Origin of the sequence: Thalassolituus sp. UBA3500 (genome assembly GCF_002377545.1) — a bacterium.
Lineage (GTDB): Bacteria > Pseudomonadota > Gammaproteobacteria > Pseudomonadales > Oceanobacteraceae > Thalassolituus.
In genome coordinates, this window is record NZ_DFQB01000031.1 from 14,483 (window position 1) to 29,917 (window position 15,435).

Annotated in this window: 17 protein-coding genes; 4 read left to right on the top strand and 13 right to left on the bottom strand. The window is 51.0% G+C overall.

Features of this window, described 5'->3' with window-relative positions; all coding sequences use genetic code 11:
- Nucleotides 1–17: 17 nt before the first annotated feature.
- Nucleotides 18–1,652 carry an alkaline phosphatase D family protein gene (locus B2R29_RS07405; RefSeq protein WP_301180451.1) on the bottom strand — a complete coding sequence of 545 codons (1,635 nt, stop codon included), beginning with the start codon at nucleotides 1,650–1,652 and terminating at the stop codon, nucleotides 18–20.
- A 176-nt stretch (nucleotides 1,653–1,828) separates the two neighbouring features.
- Here B2R29_RS07405 and B2R29_RS07410 point away from each other — a divergent pair, with 176 nt between their 5' ends.
- Nucleotides 1,829–2,716, top strand: a complete 888-nt coding sequence (locus tag B2R29_RS07410) for an alpha/beta fold hydrolase (protein WP_301180452.1) — start codon at nucleotides 1,829–1,831, stop codon at nucleotides 2,714–2,716.
- Between the two features lie 190 nt (nucleotides 2,717–2,906).
- Here the strand turns inward: B2R29_RS07410 and B2R29_RS07415 are convergent, their stop codons facing one another.
- Genes B2R29_RS07415 through B2R29_RS07425 form a run of 3 tightly spaced genes read right to left on the bottom strand, consistent with a single transcriptional unit; the run spans nucleotide 2,907 to nucleotide 3,736 of the window.
- Nucleotides 2,907–3,329, bottom strand: a complete 423-nt coding sequence (locus B2R29_RS07415; protein ID WP_301180453.1) for a DUF6691 family protein — start codon at nucleotides 3,327–3,329, stop codon at nucleotides 2,907–2,909.
- Nucleotides 3,326–3,559 (bottom strand): YeeE/YedE family protein, encoded by a 234-nt coding sequence (locus tag B2R29_RS07420; protein ID WP_301180454.1) that lies wholly within the window; start codon nucleotides 3,557–3,559, stop codon nucleotides 3,326–3,328. Before B2R29_RS07420 ends, B2R29_RS07415 begins: the two co-directional genes overlap by 4 nt.
- A 6-nt stretch (nucleotides 3,560–3,565) precedes the next feature.
- Nucleotides 3,566–3,736: a hypothetical protein gene (locus B2R29_RS07425; RefSeq protein ID WP_301180455.1), complete on the bottom strand. Its 171-nt coding sequence runs from the start codon at nucleotides 3,734–3,736 to the stop codon at nucleotides 3,566–3,568.
- Between the two features lie 121 nt (nucleotides 3,737–3,857).
- Here B2R29_RS07425 and B2R29_RS07430 point away from each other — a divergent pair, with 121 nt between their 5' ends.
- The gene (locus tag B2R29_RS07430; protein ID WP_301180456.1) at nucleotides 3,858–5,225 is read left to right on the top strand and encodes a leucyl aminopeptidase family protein; all 1,368 of its coding nucleotides are present in this window, start codon (nucleotides 3,858–3,860) and stop codon (nucleotides 5,223–5,225) included.
- 72 nt (nucleotides 5,226–5,297) lie between these two features.
- Here B2R29_RS07430 and B2R29_RS07435 read toward each other — a convergent pair whose 3' ends face one another.
- Both B2R29_RS07435 and B2R29_RS07440 read right to left on the bottom strand, forming a co-directional pair.
- Nucleotides 5,298–6,164: a hypothetical protein gene (locus tag B2R29_RS07435; protein WP_301180457.1), complete on the bottom strand. Its 867-nt coding sequence runs from the start codon at nucleotides 6,162–6,164 to the stop codon at nucleotides 5,298–5,300.
- Between the two features lie 375 nt (nucleotides 6,165–6,539).
- Nucleotides 6,540–7,199 carry a carbonic anhydrase gene (locus B2R29_RS07440; RefSeq protein ID WP_301180458.1) on the bottom strand — a complete coding sequence of 220 codons (660 nt, stop codon included), beginning with the start codon at nucleotides 7,197–7,199 and terminating at the stop codon, nucleotides 6,540–6,542.
- A gap of 175 nt (nucleotides 7,200–7,374) precedes the next feature.
- Between B2R29_RS07440 and B2R29_RS07445 the strand changes: the two genes are divergently transcribed.
- Entirely contained in the window at nucleotides 7,375–8,343 is a 969-nt protein-coding gene (locus tag B2R29_RS07445; RefSeq protein ID WP_301180459.1) for a LysR family transcriptional regulator, read from the top strand.
- Here the strand turns inward: B2R29_RS07445 and B2R29_RS07450 are convergent.
- The 7 genes from B2R29_RS07450 to ahpF form a co-directional block, all read right to left on the bottom strand.
- The gene (locus tag B2R29_RS07450; protein ID WP_301180460.1) at nucleotides 8,319–8,855 is read right to left on the bottom strand and encodes an AhpC/TSA family protein; all 537 of its coding nucleotides are present in this window, start codon (nucleotides 8,853–8,855) and stop codon (nucleotides 8,319–8,321) included. The two genes, B2R29_RS07445 and B2R29_RS07450, sit on opposite strands and share 25 nt — an antisense overlap.
- Before the next feature lie 66 nt (nucleotides 8,856–8,921).
- On the bottom strand, nucleotides 8,922–9,491 hold the full coding sequence (gene yeiP, locus B2R29_RS07455) for an elongation factor P-like protein YeiP (RefSeq protein ID WP_301180461.1): 570 nt from the start codon (nucleotides 9,489–9,491) through the stop codon (nucleotides 8,922–8,924).
- 81 nt (nucleotides 9,492–9,572) lie between these two features.
- Complete coding sequence (gene egtB / locus B2R29_RS07460; protein WP_301180462.1) at nucleotides 9,573–10,742, bottom strand: ergothioneine biosynthesis protein EgtB; 1,170 nt, start codon at nucleotides 10,740–10,742, stop codon at nucleotides 9,573–9,575.
- Nucleotides 10,742–11,737 carry an L-histidine N(alpha)-methyltransferase gene (locus tag B2R29_RS07465; protein ID WP_301180463.1) on the bottom strand — a complete coding sequence of 332 codons (996 nt, stop codon included), beginning with the start codon at nucleotides 11,735–11,737 and terminating at the stop codon, nucleotides 10,742–10,744. The genes egtB and B2R29_RS07465 overlap by 1 nt, the downstream gene beginning before the upstream one ends.
- A gap of 203 nt (nucleotides 11,738–11,940) precedes the next feature.
- A complete protein-coding gene (locus tag B2R29_RS16945; protein WP_374047330.1) occupies nucleotides 11,941–12,201 on the bottom strand; it encodes a cysteine-rich CWC family protein in 261 nt (86 codons plus the stop codon).
- 3 nt (nucleotides 12,202–12,204) lie between these two features.
- Nucleotides 12,205–12,714, bottom strand: a complete 510-nt coding sequence (locus B2R29_RS07470) for a porin family protein (RefSeq protein WP_068434630.1) — start codon at nucleotides 12,712–12,714, stop codon at nucleotides 12,205–12,207.
- A gap of 207 nt (nucleotides 12,715–12,921) precedes the next feature.
- Nucleotides 12,922–14,475 carry an alkyl hydroperoxide reductase subunit F gene (ahpF, locus tag B2R29_RS07475; protein WP_301180464.1) on the bottom strand — a complete coding sequence of 518 codons (1,554 nt, stop codon included), beginning with the start codon at nucleotides 14,473–14,475 and terminating at the stop codon, nucleotides 12,922–12,924.
- A 316-nt stretch (nucleotides 14,476–14,791) separates the two neighbouring features.
- On the opposite strand from ahpF, the gene B2R29_RS07480 reads away from it, so the two are divergent.
- On the top strand, nucleotides 14,792–15,316 hold the full coding sequence (locus tag B2R29_RS07480) for an REP-associated tyrosine transposase (protein WP_301180465.1): 525 nt from the start codon (nucleotides 14,792–14,794) through the stop codon (nucleotides 15,314–15,316).
- Nucleotides 15,317–15,435 lie beyond the last annotated feature (119 nt).

The following is a 15,435-nucleotide window of genomic DNA, read 5'->3' on the forward strand; positions in this document are numbered from 1 at the left end:
CCTCGTCATTCCGGGGTTTAATTCCCCGGATGTAACGCAGCAATCATATCGGTTGCTGCCAGTTCATCCCCCGCAGACCAATTTCTCAGATAAGAAAGATCGCCTGAAAAATCAGCCAATTCCATTGAGGACATCTCAGGTTTTACTGGCTGAGATTCGATATAGCGGTATTCTCCACGGTTCAGTTTCAGCGCTTTCATACAGGCAGAGTCATAGCGTGGACTGTCGACACGATTCACCACCCACCATTCAGCCTGCAAATGCTCATGGGTAATATCGAGCAATACAAATCCGCGATAGTAAAAATCGATGAATTTCAGATGAGGCATTACCTGCATTAACGACGAGCCCGCTAATGCAGCCGTCGTTTTATTACTGATTCCTGGTGATGTTACCGCAGGCGTGACCAGTTCGAAGCCTATCGGAGTTTCGGTTGAAACAAATGGGTCATCATTGAGTGTCATTGCCCATCCTGAATGAATATCACCGGTGAGCACACCAAAATTTTCTACATTGTGCCGACGAATACATTCGAATAGTCGACGGCGTGCCGCCGGATAACCATCCCATTGATCATAATTAAATGGCTGCTCGGCCAAACCGAATTGGTGCATCATCACTTGCTGGCCTAACAACTTCCAGGTCACGCCTTCCTGCTGTGCCGAGGCAAGGCGACTCTCTAACCAGATTTCCTGCTCGGCGCCCAACAGGGTTCTCTCTTCTGCGTTGATGGCATCAGGGGTATCTACGGGCGCGTCTCTTCCGGCAAGACGGGTATCCAGTACAGAAAGGTCCAGCAGGTTTCCGAAGCGATACCCACGATACAACGCAAGTCTGCCCGTATGACTGATTTCACGAACCGGCATCCATTCGTAGTAAGCCTGTACTGCGGCGCTTAAACGTTGTCCCCACTCCCCCTGGGTTAACGAATGATTAGCCGCACCCCCCTGCCAGGCGTTGTTCGCAACTTCGTGGTCATCCCATATCGCGATAAAAGCGTGCTGGCGATGGGCTGCCTGAAGATCTTTGTCGGCTTTATAAGAAGCATGGCGAGCCCGATAGTCTTCCAGTGAGACAGTTTCACCGAGCGGCTCATTAACCCGGCCGGATGCCAGTGATTCTTCGATATTGGCGTATTCGTAAATGTAGTCGCCCAGATGCAGAACAACATCAAGATCATGACGATGAGACAACTCGCGATATACGTTAAAGTAACCCGCGGCGTAATTGGAACAGGAGGTAAAAGCGAGTCTCAGATGCTCGACGTTCCCCTCAGGCAGTGTCCGGAATCGACCTGTATCTGACCAGTGACCACGAGCATAGAACGCATAGAAGTAGGTTGTCCCCGGTAACAAGCCCCGCACATCGTGCTTAACCGTGAAATCTCTCTCGATAGACGTCAGGCCTTCACCCGACGCTACTACGTTTGTGAGAGATCGATCGGTTGCGACTACCCAGCGATAAGCCACAACATCAGTGTCATCCTGCGGGCTTACTCGGGTCCAGAGGATGATGGCGTCAGTCAGAGGGTCGCCACTGGCAATACCGTGACGGAAAGGAAATCCAGCCTGTTTTCTCTGATCTTTTCCACCAGGAAATAGAAATCCACTGGCCAGGCTATCAATCAGAAACTCCCTGCGAGACAGAGGCATATCATCGGCTCATTCTGTGACTGACGCGCACAGTAAACCCTCTGCAAATGACAGTCAGATGGCCCTCATCTGACAAAACGATGACAATTTCGAAGTCAATGCTGTCGCTATTCAACCTACCCGCCCTCCTCGGAGACGGGCATGCTTCGTGTGATCCAAAAACAAAGGAAAGCAGCATGTCATTGATGCGTTATCTGGGCCTGACCAAACTGAGTACAGCCGAACTCGCCGAGATCTACACCAACGATAACTCCCGGTTCTTTCATTACCGCGGTGACAATATTCACTACCGCATAGAGGGCAATCAGGACGAGAACGCTCCCGTACTCGTCCTGCTGCACGGCATTATGGCCTCACTACAGACATGGGATGGCTGGGTAGATCACCTGAAGGGGAAGTACCGGATTGTTCGCCTCGATGTGCCAGGCTTTGGCCTCAGCGGCGCGATCACTGATGGCGATACCTCCATCGAAGGCATCGTAGACCGCATCAATGCACTGACGGAGCACCTGCAGCTCGATAAAGTGGTGCTTATAGGCAACTCACTGGGTGGCTACATTTCATGGAGTTTTGCGGCGGAGCACCCGTACAAAGTTCAGGCTCTGGTGTTACTGGATGCGGCGGGCTATCCGATGCAGCTGCCTCTGATCATGAAGTTATTCACCACTCCTTACCTGCGCCATCTGGTGCGCGTAGCGACACCCCAGTTTGTCGTCAGATATATTCTCGGTGAAGTGTATGGCGACAAACGCCGCATAGCCGAAGAAAAGATCCCATGCTATCAGGATATGATGCTACACAAAGGCAACCCTCTGTCGCTGTTGAAAGTTTTCGAAGAACTCGACAATATGACGCCCGAGCGGGTTTCTGACGTAACAGCACCCACACTGATTCAGTGGGGCGAGAAAGACATCTGGATCACACCGAAGAATGCACCACTGTTTCACCGTGACATCAAAGGGTCGGAATTAATCACCTACCCTGGCGTTGGCCATGTTCCGATGGAAGAAATTCCGGAACAGTCTGTAAAAGACGCCGAAGAGTTCCTGTCACGCGTTCTTTAAGTCAGCAACAGCCGCCTCATCAGTGCAAAGATGAGGCTCGCTGAATACGGACAATATAAATAAAGCGGAATGAGATATGTGTTGCATGGGTGCTGCTCCCGGTTATCTGTTCTGATAGTTAACCGCGGATTCCCCCAAAGCAGAAACAGATATTAACTAATGGCCCGATAGCTAATTCTGATTTCCCCCTTCAGCTACTTTTTACCGGCCCCACCACATAGTGAGCCAGCCGGTTACCGGCAATCAGCGCCCCCACGAAAATAAGCACGCTCTCATTTCCCGAGAGAATATCCACCAAAGCAGGACCCGGACACAGACCTACCAGCCCCCACCCTGCTCCGAACATAATCGCACCAGACATCAGACGAAAATCAATCGCCTGCAAGCTCGGCAGATGAAAGCTCGGAGCGAACAGTGGCCGAGCCCGTGTTTTACTCACCTGAAAAACAATAAAGAAAGTCACAACAGCACCTCCCATCACCGCGATCAGCTCAGGCTGCCAATTTCCGAATATATCCAGAAATCCGCGTACCTTCTGAGGATCATTCATCCCCGAGAGCAGCAGGCCTAAGCCAAACAGGAGACCGCTCAAAAAAGGTATTACATGCTTCATAACCCCATCCCCAGCGCATTCATCACCGCAACTGTCACGATACCCGCGCCAATAAAGGTCAATGTCGCCACAAAAGAGCGGAAGGAAAGCCGCCCCATGCCGCACACTCCATGACCACTGGTACAGCCATTGCCGATGTATGTACCAAACCCAACAAGCAGCCCTGCTGAGACCAGAAGCACCGAATCATCAGTAATGTTAATGGGTGTTGAATACCCCACTGCCTGCATAATTGGCTAGGCGACCAGCAGCCCAGCAAGAAACGCCAGCGCCCAGTGGCGCCCGGTGTCCCTGAGCATAAATACGCTAGAGAGTACCCCGGTCATACCACTGATCCGGCCGATTCCTATCCAGAGCAAAGACGCAGCGGCTCCTATCAGAAAGCCACCGCCTATCTCATCCCACATTCTGCCTCCGAAGGCCCAGAATAAACGCGGCTTAGTTTACCCGAGCCACGAATGTCTGTCTGGTTCTGTTCCCCTTGTTATACTCCTATACTAACTAGCGAATACCCAGAAACAGGAAATAATGATGTCTGCAGTACTGATGCATAGCCAGGAAGGTACGCCCCTTCACCTGATAGAAAAAGAGCATTACGCCAACTGGCTTGATGACCAGCCAGAATACGTCAAGCAATGGCTTTTGCACTCAGGCTACGCCGGCTCAGGGCATACGGTCATTCCGTCATCAAGTGGCAGTATTGATAGCGTTTTGTGTGTTGTTGAATCGACCGAGGACTTCTTCGTCTGCGGCAATCTCTCCAGTGCACTGCCTGCTGGTACATACACCCCCGTTTCTGAACTCTCAGATGAAAGCCTCTTGGCTCTGGCTTTTGGCTGGGGCGTAGGCGCTTATCGATTTGATCGTTACACAGAGAAACCTGCCGCGACCGCAAAACTGGCGCTGAATAATGAAGCCGTCATCGAGGAAGCTGGTCGCCTGATCGAAGGCACTAAGCGCGTGCGTGATCTCATTAATACGCCAGCGTCTGACATGATGCCGCAGAATATTTCCTCTGCCGTTCATTCGCTGGCTGATGAGTTCGGAGCAAAGGTACGGGATGTCGTAGGCTCAGAATTACTTGAGCAGAACTACCCGATGATCCACGCGGTAGGCCGCGCCAGCGAACATGACCCGCGCCTGATTGATCTGACCTGGGGAAACCAAGACCACCCTAAGGTTACACTGGTCGGCAAAGGAATCTGCTTCGACAGCGGCGGCCTGAACATGAAACCAGGCGACTCAATGCGTCTGATGAAAAAAGACATGGGTGGCGCAGCACACACCATTGGCCTTGCCTACCTGATCATGGCGAACAAGCTCCCTGTGCGCCTGCGACTGCTTATTCCTGCGGCTGAGAACGCTGTCAGCGGCAACGCTTTCCGACCCGGCGATGTCATCCCTACACGTAAGGGGTTAACCGTCGAGATTGATAATACCGACGCCGAAGGGCGCCTGGTACTGTGTGACGCCTTGTTCGAAGGTGCCAGCGAGAAGCCAGACCTGATGATCGACTTTGCAACACTGACCGGCGCATGCCGTGTTGCGCTCGGGACCGATCTGCCCGGCTTTTTCACCAATCAGAAGCAGCTGGCTGGCGACCTTATGCAGGCCGGTGAAAAAGTGTCAGACCCTGTCTGGAACCTGCCATTATTCCGCATGTACAAAGAAGCCCTGCACAGCGAAGTTGCCGATATGGTGAACTCAGTTCCCGGGCCCTTTGGGGGTGCAATTACCGCAGCGCTTTATCTGGAAGCATTCGTCGAAGAAACCCCATGGGTGCATTTCGACGTGATGGCCTGGAATCGTCGCGCCCTTCGCGGCAAGCCTGTAGGCGGTGAAGCTATGGGCATGAGAGCCATGTTCGAATATCTGCGTCAGCGCTATCCAGGCTGAGTCTGCAACAAGCCGAAAATAAAAAAGCCCGGCTGCAAAACAGCCGGGCTTTTTCAGGAGTTCACAAAGATATCAGGCAGTTCTGCTGTCAGACTCTTTGTTGTAAATATCGTCGACGGTCACCTCAATGTTCTCAGGCTTGTGGTTAACCTCTGCCGAACTCGCCTGCTTCTTCGTCTTACGAGTACCCTTCTTGAAGAGTGTGCGACGCGCATCCAGGATAATCCGGCCAAACGAACCCCAATCCATTGAACCAACGCAGGCCATTTCATCGCCCTTGTGCCAACCCGGATTACGGCTTTCAAAGAAAGCAATCTTGGGAACAGCACGTTCTTTCTCTGTAATTGGCGTCACAAAGTCTGAGAGCGCACAGGCATCTTCACCGAAATCCAGCAAACCCGTTTCGCGGTTCAGGGCACCCGGGAAGATGTTATCCGCTGCTGTAAATGCAACATTCTTCAGCTGCGGATCGTCACCATCAATGTTCGGATAATACTTGTAAAAGTTGTTTGCCAAAATAAGGTAGGTGCGATATCCCATAGAAATCAGGAACCAGTACATCGGCAGCGTCGGGTGACGAAGACGCTCTGACAGTAACCAACGGAAGAACGACTGCGGGAAAGCAGAGTGACCCCAGTATTCTTTCGACATCACTGTGTCACCACTGAACAGAATGCGGGCAGGCTTACCGTCAACTTCGATGGTGCGAGCAACGCCGGTCGAGAAACCTACGACTTTGCCATCGGTTTTGCGCTTGGCAATGTGTGCCCCTGTTTTGTTAGAAAAATCTTCCAGAAACTGCTCAAACGGGGTGTTCTGATAGTACACCTTAAACAGTTTGTACATTCCCAGGCACTCATCCAGGGTAATGTCTTCACGCTTTTTGAAGCGCATCTTGATTGGAGGCAGTTTCTTCTGCGCTGCTTTGTTCGCTGACATAGTGAGAACTCCTGTCCCTTTTGATAGGGCTCATTTATTTTATTGTTCAAGCAGTGTCAGAAAGGCGACAAGAGGGAGATATCCCAGTGCGACAACAAAAATAATAAGAGAGTCAGAAACACCACCACCTCGAGAATCGCCATCAACAGGCGCGCAGACGTAGTGTGAGCTATTTTCTTATTATTTTTATTATCGGGGCAGCGCCCCACCATCTGACGTCATCACTTTGATGACAAGAAAATAAACAACCGTTAAGTAAACTGGAATTTGTCTATTGACTAATTGGGGAGTTTACGCCTTTTCAGGCCATAGCCAATGGATAAAACGAGCCACAGAAACAATGGCCCATTTTGTTACATAAAATAATGACTTTCGTCACTTAAGTTCGGAGATCTCTTTCTGGTACCGGGTTTCAAAATTTTCGAAAGAGTTACCTGTTTCTGAGGAGCAGCGAATACCGCCAGTCTCGATATTGTACACCCAACCGTGAATCTCTACCTTACCAGTGGCAAGTTTGGCAGCGACAACCGGATGTGTACGCAGGTGCTGAACCTGCTGCAGAACGTTCTCTTCAATGGCTTCATTGAGATGCTGATTGTCCAGGCAGGCTCCACTTTCAATGCCATTACGCTCTCGCACAATCTCCATGGCTGAGCGGCAGTGCCCCAGCCACTCTTTAACGTGAGGCAGACCATTCAGGCCATCCATATCCAGAGCCCCCTTAACCGCGCCGCAATCTGTGTGACCGCAGACGATAATATGGCGCACTCCGAGTACAGCCACGGCATACTCGATAGAGGCAGTCATCCCCCCTGTTTCGTTGGAATGAGGCGGGATGATATTGCCGGCATTGCGACAGATAAACAGGTCTCCAGGATCGGACCCTGTCAGCAGGTTAGGATCAATCCGCGAGTCGGAGCAGGTAATAAAGAGGAAATCCGGGCTTTGCCCTCCCGCGAGGGTACCAAAGAGGTCTTTCCGCTCAGGATAAACATTCTTGCGGAAATTGAGCACACCATTGATAACGTCTTTCACTGTCTTACCTCTTCTTCAGGGTTGCGTAGCCTAAATGATTTTGCCACTTCACAACATAGCCCACACACGCTTGTCTGCTTTATCTGTCGCCTTAGCTGCATTATAAGTCCGTACAACAAAATCAAAACTGATATATTTACTACCATCCATAAGCTTAACCTTATAGAGACCTTTGATGCCCCTCACAATCCAGAAACTCGCCAGCCGCCTGACCTTTCGCCAGCTCCAGGTTTATAAAGCCGTCTATGACCTGCGCAGCTATAGCCAGGCAGGGGATCTGCTCGGCCTGACGCAACCTGCCGTGAGCAGCCAGGTACGACAGCTGGAGCAAGCGCTGGGCACCTCTCTGTTCGAGTACATCGGGCGCAAGCTTTACACCACCGCGGCTGGCGAGCGCATGTACGACGCGGTCAAAGGTATCTTCGCAGAGATCCTCGATCTGCAAACAGAGCTTGCGGCGCTCGAAGGGCGGGTGGCAGGCGAACTGCGCATTACTGCGGTCAATACTGCTCAATACGTCGTGCCCTACCTGATGCGCCCCTTTCTCGATAAGAACCCTGACGTGCGGATCAGCGTACGGGTAGTTAATAGGGCAACAGCAATCGAGCGCTTAAGTGACAATGTCGACGACCTTGTCATTATGGGGATGGTGCCAGACGGCAAGGGGCTGATCTCGATTCCATTTCTGGATAACGAACTGGTGGCAGTTGCACCGGCAGAGCATCCCCTACTCGGCCAACAAGCCGTCAGTGCCGAAGAGTTTTTAAGCAGCCGGTTACTGATGCGCGAAGCTGGCTCTGGTAGCCGCCTGGCTCTTGAAGTTCATTGCCATGAAACGAAACTGAAGATACCCGAAGCGATGATTCTGGGCTCAAACGATGCAATCAAGCATGCGGTCATCGCCGGCCTTGGCGTCGCTGTGCTACCGAAGCTGAGTATCTTGCCAGAACTTCAGCTGGGCACCTTGCAGATTCTGCCCATTGACCACTTTCCACTGCGCCGTAGCTGGTGCCTTGTACACCCAGCGAACAAAAGCCTGACGCCAGCAGCACGGGCCTTTGTGGAGTATATTCAACAGAACGCAGGGGAGTTCAGCCGACAGTTCGACAAGCAGAGCCACTACTTTCCGCACGAAGACTTTTGAGGCAAACGGAAGCCCTCGGCAGATTCAGGAATATTCCTCCAGACCAGCTTGCCATCCTTGAGTAGCAAAACGCCCGCACGCTGCCAGCGGGTTCCTGATGCACTTCGGTTTCGGGTGCCCTCTCGCCATAAGCGCATGACGCCCAATAACGAGGGAAAGCCCATAAAATGAGACGCAGCGCTGAAGCCCAGGCCTGCCTGGCCATAAAGACAACGCTCAGGATCATGATAAAGCGTCAGCCCCTCGGCGCCGCCAATATCTGCCACCCAGGTGTCGCGCAGCCCCTCGTCACCATGCGTAACCACAATCACCTGAACCTCTGGGTTCTCTGCCGCCCAGGCACGCGCACGTTTGATATCTCGCTCAGCAAAAGGGCAGCCTGTATGCCGCACGAAGACAAGTAACGATTGTCCGGGAGACCGTATTTCAGGTGGAAGGTCTAAAAAGTCACCGACACGTAAGTCACCACGTACCGCTTGCATCGGCGGCTTTTTGAGAAATATTGAAGCCAAAGTATATCCACGCCTCAGAGACAAAAAAGCCCGGATAATCCGGGCTCTATATGAAAGAAACTCAGATCAGTTAGCACGACCTGTGAACTTGCTTTCATCGGTGTTCACCTTAATGCGGTCGCCCTCTGCGATATGCTCAGGCACCTGCACGACTAAACCTGTACTCAGCGTCGCGGGTTTAGTACGGGATGTCGCCGACGCACCTTTCATTGCAGGCGCAGTCTCAACGATCACTAACTCAACGATCGTCGGTAGATCAACACCCACCGCAGAATCATTCAGTACTACAACCTGAAGGCCCTGAGTTTCCTCATTGATGAACATCGACTCTTCAGCGATCGACTCTTTGTTCAGCGGGTACATGGTGAAGTCTTCAGAATCCATGAAGTTGTACTCGTCACCATCAATGTACGACAGAGTCACCGGGCGACGTACCAGATCTGCCAGATTCAGCATATCGCTGTCTTTGAAGGATTCATCCAGCTTAGCGCCAGTCACTACATCGTACATACGCATGCGGTAGATAGAACCACCGGCACGGCCCTGCGGCACAGAACGCTCGATGTCTTTTACGAAGTACACGCTGCCGTTGTACTCAACCGCAGCATTCTTTTTAATTTCACTGGCCTTAGGCATGAAAACTAGCTCTTAATTAACGAATTTCGAAGCGTGAGATTACACCAAGCCGCTAAAGAAGCAAGCGTGACAAAACATTGCTCAACGCACTAAACGAATTCCCATATATTGCCACTGCAGCCAGGGTTGGAAGAAGTTGCGGTAGGTCTTTCTGCTGTGCCCTTCTGGCGTCGCGACTGAACTCCCCCGCAGCACCATCTGATTCACCATAAACTTACCATTGTACTCGCCAACAGCGCCGCTGGCTGTGCTGAAACCCGGGTAAGGTAAGTAGGCACTATTAGTCCACTCCCAGCACTCGCCCCACTGAATCTTATGAGAAGCGACTTCCCATTCAGACTCGGTTGGTAAGCGGCAGCCTTTCCATGCTGCGAACGCCGATGCTTCATAGAAGTTTACATGCACCACTGGCAGGTCAGGTTGAATAGGACGCAATCCATTGAAGTCGTAAGTCATCCATTCATTATCAAGTTTCTGCCAATACAGAGGCGCAACAGCATTCGTTTCCTGCACCCAACTCCACCCGTCGGAGTGCCATAAATCAAACTCTTGGTACCCACCGTCTTCTATAAAGGCCAGGTACTCGCGGTTGGTAACTAAAGAGCGACGTATTTCAAAATCTTCGATGTACTGTTTGTGCGCGCTACGTTCGTTATCAAACGAAAACCCTTTATGACTGGCCGGGACGCCCACCGAATAAACACCACCTCCCACGGCAGACCACTGCTCTGTTAACTCGGAGGCGACAGCCTGAGCCGATCGCAGTTCAGGTACTTCCAGAGATGGGTACAAGGGGTTATGGCCAAGGATATATTTAATATCCGTAATCAAAAGTTCCTGATGCTGCTGCTCGTGGTTCAGGCCGAGGACGATCAATGCTTCGAGCTCGGAAGAGAGACTACTTTGTTCGAGAAACTGAGCCATGGCCTCATCAACGTAACTCCGATATGCGTAGACTTCGTCGACCGTTGGACGGCTCAGATTTCCCCGGTCTGCTCTCGGTACGCGCTCGCCTACCGTTTCGTAATAACTGTTAAACAGATATCCCCACGCGGGATGAAATACCTGATAGCCGGAAGAGTGCGGTGAAAGAATAAAGGTCTCAAAGAACCAACTGGTGTGCGCCAGATGCCATTTCGGAGGGCTCACATCGATAACAGGCTGAACAACATAGTCTTCAGCAGCGAGATTCCGACATATCGACTTAGAAGCAGCCCGGACCATGCGATATTGATTCAACAGGTCTGTCATCAGTTCTTTATCCAGACGGCGTTAACGAACCAGCCCTTGCTATCCAGACAATGTTTTACTGGTGAATATCCGGTGGTCACAGCCAGATCATCCACTTCTGCCAGGCTGAACTTCCGTGAGACTTCCATGAAGATCGGCTCGTGCTTTTCGAAGGCTACCCGATGCCCAGCAATGGTGACGGTCTGACTTTTCTGACTGATCAGATAGCTCTGACAGGCACCGCTTACCGGGTTGTACGTCTGGTAGTCTTCGAAAGAGTCCAGTTTAAAATCAGCCCCGAGCTCATGATTGATACGATGCAATAAATTGAGGTTAAAATCCCGTGTCAGACCTTCGCTGTCATCGTAGGCTTTAAGAATCGTTCGCGGATCTTTCTTCAGGTCGAAGCCTGTAATTAACAGGTCACCAGGATGCATATGTTCGCCAAGGCGCAGGCAGAATGTGTGGCAGTCTTCGATGGGCATGTTTCCGATGTTAGAGCCGAGAAATAGTACAACTTTGCGACGTTGAGAAAATCGGTCAATTTCCCCCAATGCAGAAAAGTAATCGCCTTCGAATGGATGAATATCAATACCCGAAATATTCTGTTGAATACCCGCGCACAACACATCGAGAATGTGACCAGAAATATCGACTGGTAAGTATCGGAAGTCAGCATTCGCTTCTGACAGGTACCGCAGCAGATGACGTGTCTTTATTCCGTCACCGGCCCCAAGCTCTACAAGATCAAATTCGGCTCCGTCGATATTCAGCTCGGACACCAGCTCGTTCGCTTTCTCGCGAAACACTTCCATCTCACAACGGGTCAGATAGTAGTCGTCACAACGCATAATACGCTGAAACAAATGATCTCCGACTTCATCGTAGAAGTATTTGGATGACAGAGACTTCTGCGGCTGACTAAGCCCTCGCAGAACATCGTTCAGAAAGGTTGTATTGACCGGCGCGTTTTCTGCTTCCTGCACGTGCGCCAGAACTGAGTGTGTACCAGACATAGTATCCCTGCCTATTCAGAGTGGCGTCGCTACAGAACTCAGCTGCCACTGTCATTATTCTATAGAACCCGAAGGCTCTTTCGTCAGAACTGCTCATGTCACCCTAAGCCAAGGGTCTGAACAATGCAGCTATTTGGCCGAACCTGATACGCCAAACCAGCTATTCCACCAGTGGTCAGGGATACCAGCGAACTATGACAGTTTTACGTATGTCTGGACTTTTGCTGAGTTTGATTGCCAGCAGTGGCACAAGAGGGACAAAGACAGGCTTTATTCCGCCTTGAAGCGGGAATCTGATTGAGTGCATGCTGACCGATTGTCTCAGTCATACACCAACATGGGGTATCAAAAGAGCCCGAGGCGGCGGGCTGACAGTGGTTGTCAGCGCCGCACAGCGGGCAGCTATGCTCAGGCAGAGGTGAAGCAGTAAGAGAGGTATGCGATTCAGTCATACCCCAAAGCATACCTCAGAAATTCACGGCCAGACCAACCCCAAGTGCATCCAGCTCTACATCATCGTCGTCGATGTAGTTCATATACTCAGCGTTAATTTCTAATCGCTCGTTGATGTTAAAGTCTGCGCCAATACCCATTGAAAGGCCCATTTCATCGTCTGAATCACTGAAGGCGCCATTGTCATAACTGTAATCAGCACGGGTCAGACCGACAATCGCGTATGGAAAAAATACGTCAGATAAGGCAATACCACCACGGACATAACCACCCAACAGGCTGTCCAGTTCTACGCCATCATCGTCAAGGCCAAAACCAGCACGCACTTCACCAGAAAAATTCTCGTTAATATACATACCAAAACGACCGTATGGCATGGTGACGTCATTGTCGTCTCCCAGCTCTGCCATCCCCAGGCCGCCACCGGCATACATCGCACGGTCGGCCATTACTGGAGCAGCGCAAGCGCCCGCGATACCCAAAATTGCCATTTTCTTTGTCAGTGTGTTCATGACCATTTTCATAGAATATCTCCGTAATAAAAACGAGTACGTAATCGGAGAACTTGTGTAAAAAATAGTTCGAATTATATTTTTTTAATTTTCAGGAACTTTATTTATCTTGAATCAGCACGCATAAAAAAAGCCGCTAAGACTCCATGTCTTGCGGCTTTTATTCCTCTTTTTCAGAGGAATGCCACTGTAACAGTGGCAAGGGTGCTTAAATTAAAATCAGTTACGAATCAGATGATCAAATGCACCAAGCGCAGCTGTTGCACCGGCCCCCATCGAAATAATGATCTGCTTGTACGGTACATTCGTGCAGTCACCAGCGGCAAAGATACCTGGAATATTGGTCTGACCATGGTCATCAATCACGACCTCGCCACGTTCTGTCAGCGTCACTGTGTCTTTGAGGAACTCAGTGTTCGGCACCAGACCAATCTGAACGAAGATACCCGCAAGCTCGACGATATGAGTTTGGTCTGTTTCGCGATCCTTGTACTGCAAACCGGTAACACGCTGACCATCACCCAGTACTTCTGTGGTCATTGCCTGCTTGATGATCTCAACGTTAGGCAGAGACTCTGCTTTCTTCACCAGTACCGCATCCGCACGCAGCGTGTCTGAAAACTCAAGTACAGTTACGTGCTCAACGATACCCGCGAGATCAATAGCAGCCTCAATACCTGAGTTACCACCGCCAATCACAGCCACTTTTTTGCCTTTGAACAGTGGACCGTCACAGTGCGGGCAGTACGCCACGCCTTTATTACGGTATTCCTGTTCACCCGGTACGTTCATTTCTCTCCAGCGAGCGCCTGTGGCCAGAATCACTGACTTACCGCTCAAGACTGCGCCATTCGCCAACTCGACCTCAGTCAGGCCGCTGTCGGTTTTGCGAACGCCGACGGCTTTCTGAGCCTTCATCACATCGACGTCGTACTCTTTGACGTGCTCTTCGAGGTGCGCCACCAACTTCGGCCCTTCGGTGTAAGGTACAGAGATGAAATTCTCAATACCCACTGTGTCTGCCACCTGCCCGCCAAAGCGGTCTGCAACAATACCCGTGCGAATGCCCTTACGTGCCGCATAGATAGCAGCCGATGCACCCGCTGGGCCACCACCGACAACCAGAACGTCAAACGGATCAACGTCTTTGAGTGCAGCTGCTGCCTTCTCGTCGGCATCGTCATCCACCAGATTGATAATATCTGCCAGAGTCTGCTTACCGTTCGCCAAGGGCTCACCGTTCAGGTACAGCGCAGGCACGGCCATGATGTCTTTGCTCGTCACTTCTTCCTGAAATACACCGCCATCGATCATAGTTGCGGTGATGTTCGGATTCAGAGCCGCCATCAGGTTAATCGACTGAACGACATCCGGGCAGTTGTGGCAAGACAGCGATACATACACTTCAAAGTTCAGTTCTTTGGTCAGTGCTTTCGCCTGATCCTGCAGTGCCTGATCTTCCTTCGAAGGATGGCTACCTGCCTGCAGCAGGGCCAGCACCAGAGACGTAAACTCGTGACCCAGTGGAATGCCTGCGAAGAATACACGCGGTGCGTTGTCTTCTTTCGCAATCGCCATCACAGGCGCACGACCATTAATTTTCTCTTCCGTCGTGCTGACCGATATTTTATCGTTCAGTTCAGCGATCTCACGCGCCAGCTCTTCCAGCTCATTCGACTTAGGCGAACCATCCACAGCGACCAGCAGTGAAATTGGGTTACGCAGGTTATCAAGGTATGCGCCCAGCTGTTGTTTCATGTTTGCATCAAGCATGATGGTTTCCTTTATGTTGATTCGGCTTCTGGCTGCTACTTATATGGTGCCGGAAGCGCCTTAATTCAAAGTACAGGATTATAGTAGCGCCTCAGCACTGATAAGATAAATCAATCTTTTCTAAGAGGGTGATAGGCATTAGCTAAAACCTCGCGATAGAGATTGTCTATCGCTAACGGCTTACCAACACGCTAGCAAAATTGCACCCGTAGATAATACCCACCCTACTACTTTTGATACTATTCGGATAACGTAGGGTGCGCACTGCGCACCAGTATTTCTCAGTGGAATCAATATACTCACAAGGAGGTGATGTATGCCGAACTACCGCCGGGCAGGAGTGCCAGGAGGAAGTTATTTTTTCACAGTCGTTACCCATAACCGCCAGCCGCTTCTAACAACAGAGTCTTTCCGATTTGCTTTGCGGGAGGCTATAAACGAAGTGCGCAAATCACAACCTTTCGAGATTGATGCTTGGGTACTACTTCCCGACCACATGCATTGCATGTGGACACTTCCAGAGGGCGATCAGGATTTTTCCAAACGATGGGGGCGCATCAAAGCTGGAGTAAGCAAACGAGTTATTCTGCCTTCAATCGAAGCAAACGCTCGCAGAGAGTCCGGGCTTTGGCAAGGTAGGTTCTGGGAACACTTGATACGTGACGAAAGAGATTTCCGGAATCACCTTGATTACATCCATTTCAATCCAGTAAAACATGGCATGGTATCAAAGGTGACCGACTGGCCGTATTCGAGTTTTCATCGCTATGCAAGAGCGGGCATCTACCCTGAAGAATGGGCTTGCGATGGAGTGAATGACACGGTCAACGGCGGAGAGTAACGCCACTGTTACCGTAAGTTCATGGTGGGCAATGCCCACCCTACAATTCAGATCATCGTCACACGTAGGGTGCGCACTGCGCACCGGAACATACATGCAGGAAAAGCTGAAACCGCAGA

Bases quoted from the DNA above. Each gene is read 5' to 3' on its own strand.
- B2R29_RS07405 (WP_301180451.1), bottom strand. From the start codon at position 1,652: ATGCCTCTGTCTCGCAGGGAGTTTCTGATTGATAGCCTGGCCAGTGGA.
- B2R29_RS07410 (WP_301180452.1), top strand. From the start codon at position 1,829: ATGTCATTGATGCGTTATCTGGGCCTGACCAAACTGAGTACAGCCGAA.
- B2R29_RS07415 (WP_301180453.1), bottom strand. From the start codon at position 3,329: ATGAAGCATGTAATACCTTTTTTGAGCGGTCTCCTGTTTGGCTTAGGC.
- B2R29_RS07420 (WP_301180454.1), bottom strand. From the start codon at position 3,559: ATGCAGGCAGTGGGGTATTCAACACCCATTAACATTACTGATGATTCG.
- B2R29_RS07425 (WP_301180455.1), bottom strand. From the start codon at position 3,736: ATGTGGGATGAGATAGGCGGTGGCTTTCTGATAGGAGCCGCTGCGTCT.
- B2R29_RS07430 (WP_301180456.1), top strand. From the start codon at position 3,858: ATGATGTCTGCAGTACTGATGCATAGCCAGGAAGGTACGCCCCTTCAC.
- B2R29_RS07435 (WP_301180457.1), bottom strand. From the start codon at position 6,164: ATGTCAGCGAACAAAGCAGCGCAGAAGAAACTGCCTCCAATCAAGATG.
- B2R29_RS07445 (WP_301180459.1), top strand. From the start codon at position 7,375: ATGCCCCTCACAATCCAGAAACTCGCCAGCCGCCTGACCTTTCGCCAG.
- yeiP (WP_301180461.1), bottom strand. From the start codon at position 9,491: ATGCCTAAGGCCAGTGAAATTAAAAAGAATGCTGCGGTTGAGTACAAC.
- egtB (WP_301180462.1), bottom strand. From the start codon at position 10,742: ATGACAGACCTGTTGAATCAATATCGCATGGTCCGGGCTGCTTCTAAG.
- B2R29_RS07465 (WP_301180463.1), bottom strand. From the start codon at position 11,737: ATGTCTGGTACACACTCAGTTCTGGCGCACGTGCAGGAAGCAGAAAAC.
- B2R29_RS16945 (WP_374047330.1), bottom strand. From the start codon at position 12,201: ATGCTTTGGGGTATGACTGAATCGCATACCTCTCTTACTGCTTCACCT.
- B2R29_RS07470 (WP_068434630.1), bottom strand. From the start codon at position 12,714: ATGAAAATGGTCATGAACACACTGACAAAGAAAATGGCAATTTTGGGT.
- ahpF (WP_301180464.1), bottom strand. From the start codon at position 14,475: ATGCTTGATGCAAACATGAAACAACAGCTGGGCGCATACCTTGATAAC.
- B2R29_RS07480 (WP_301180465.1), top strand. From the start codon at position 14,792: ATGCCGAACTACCGCCGGGCAGGAGTGCCAGGAGGAAGTTATTTTTTC.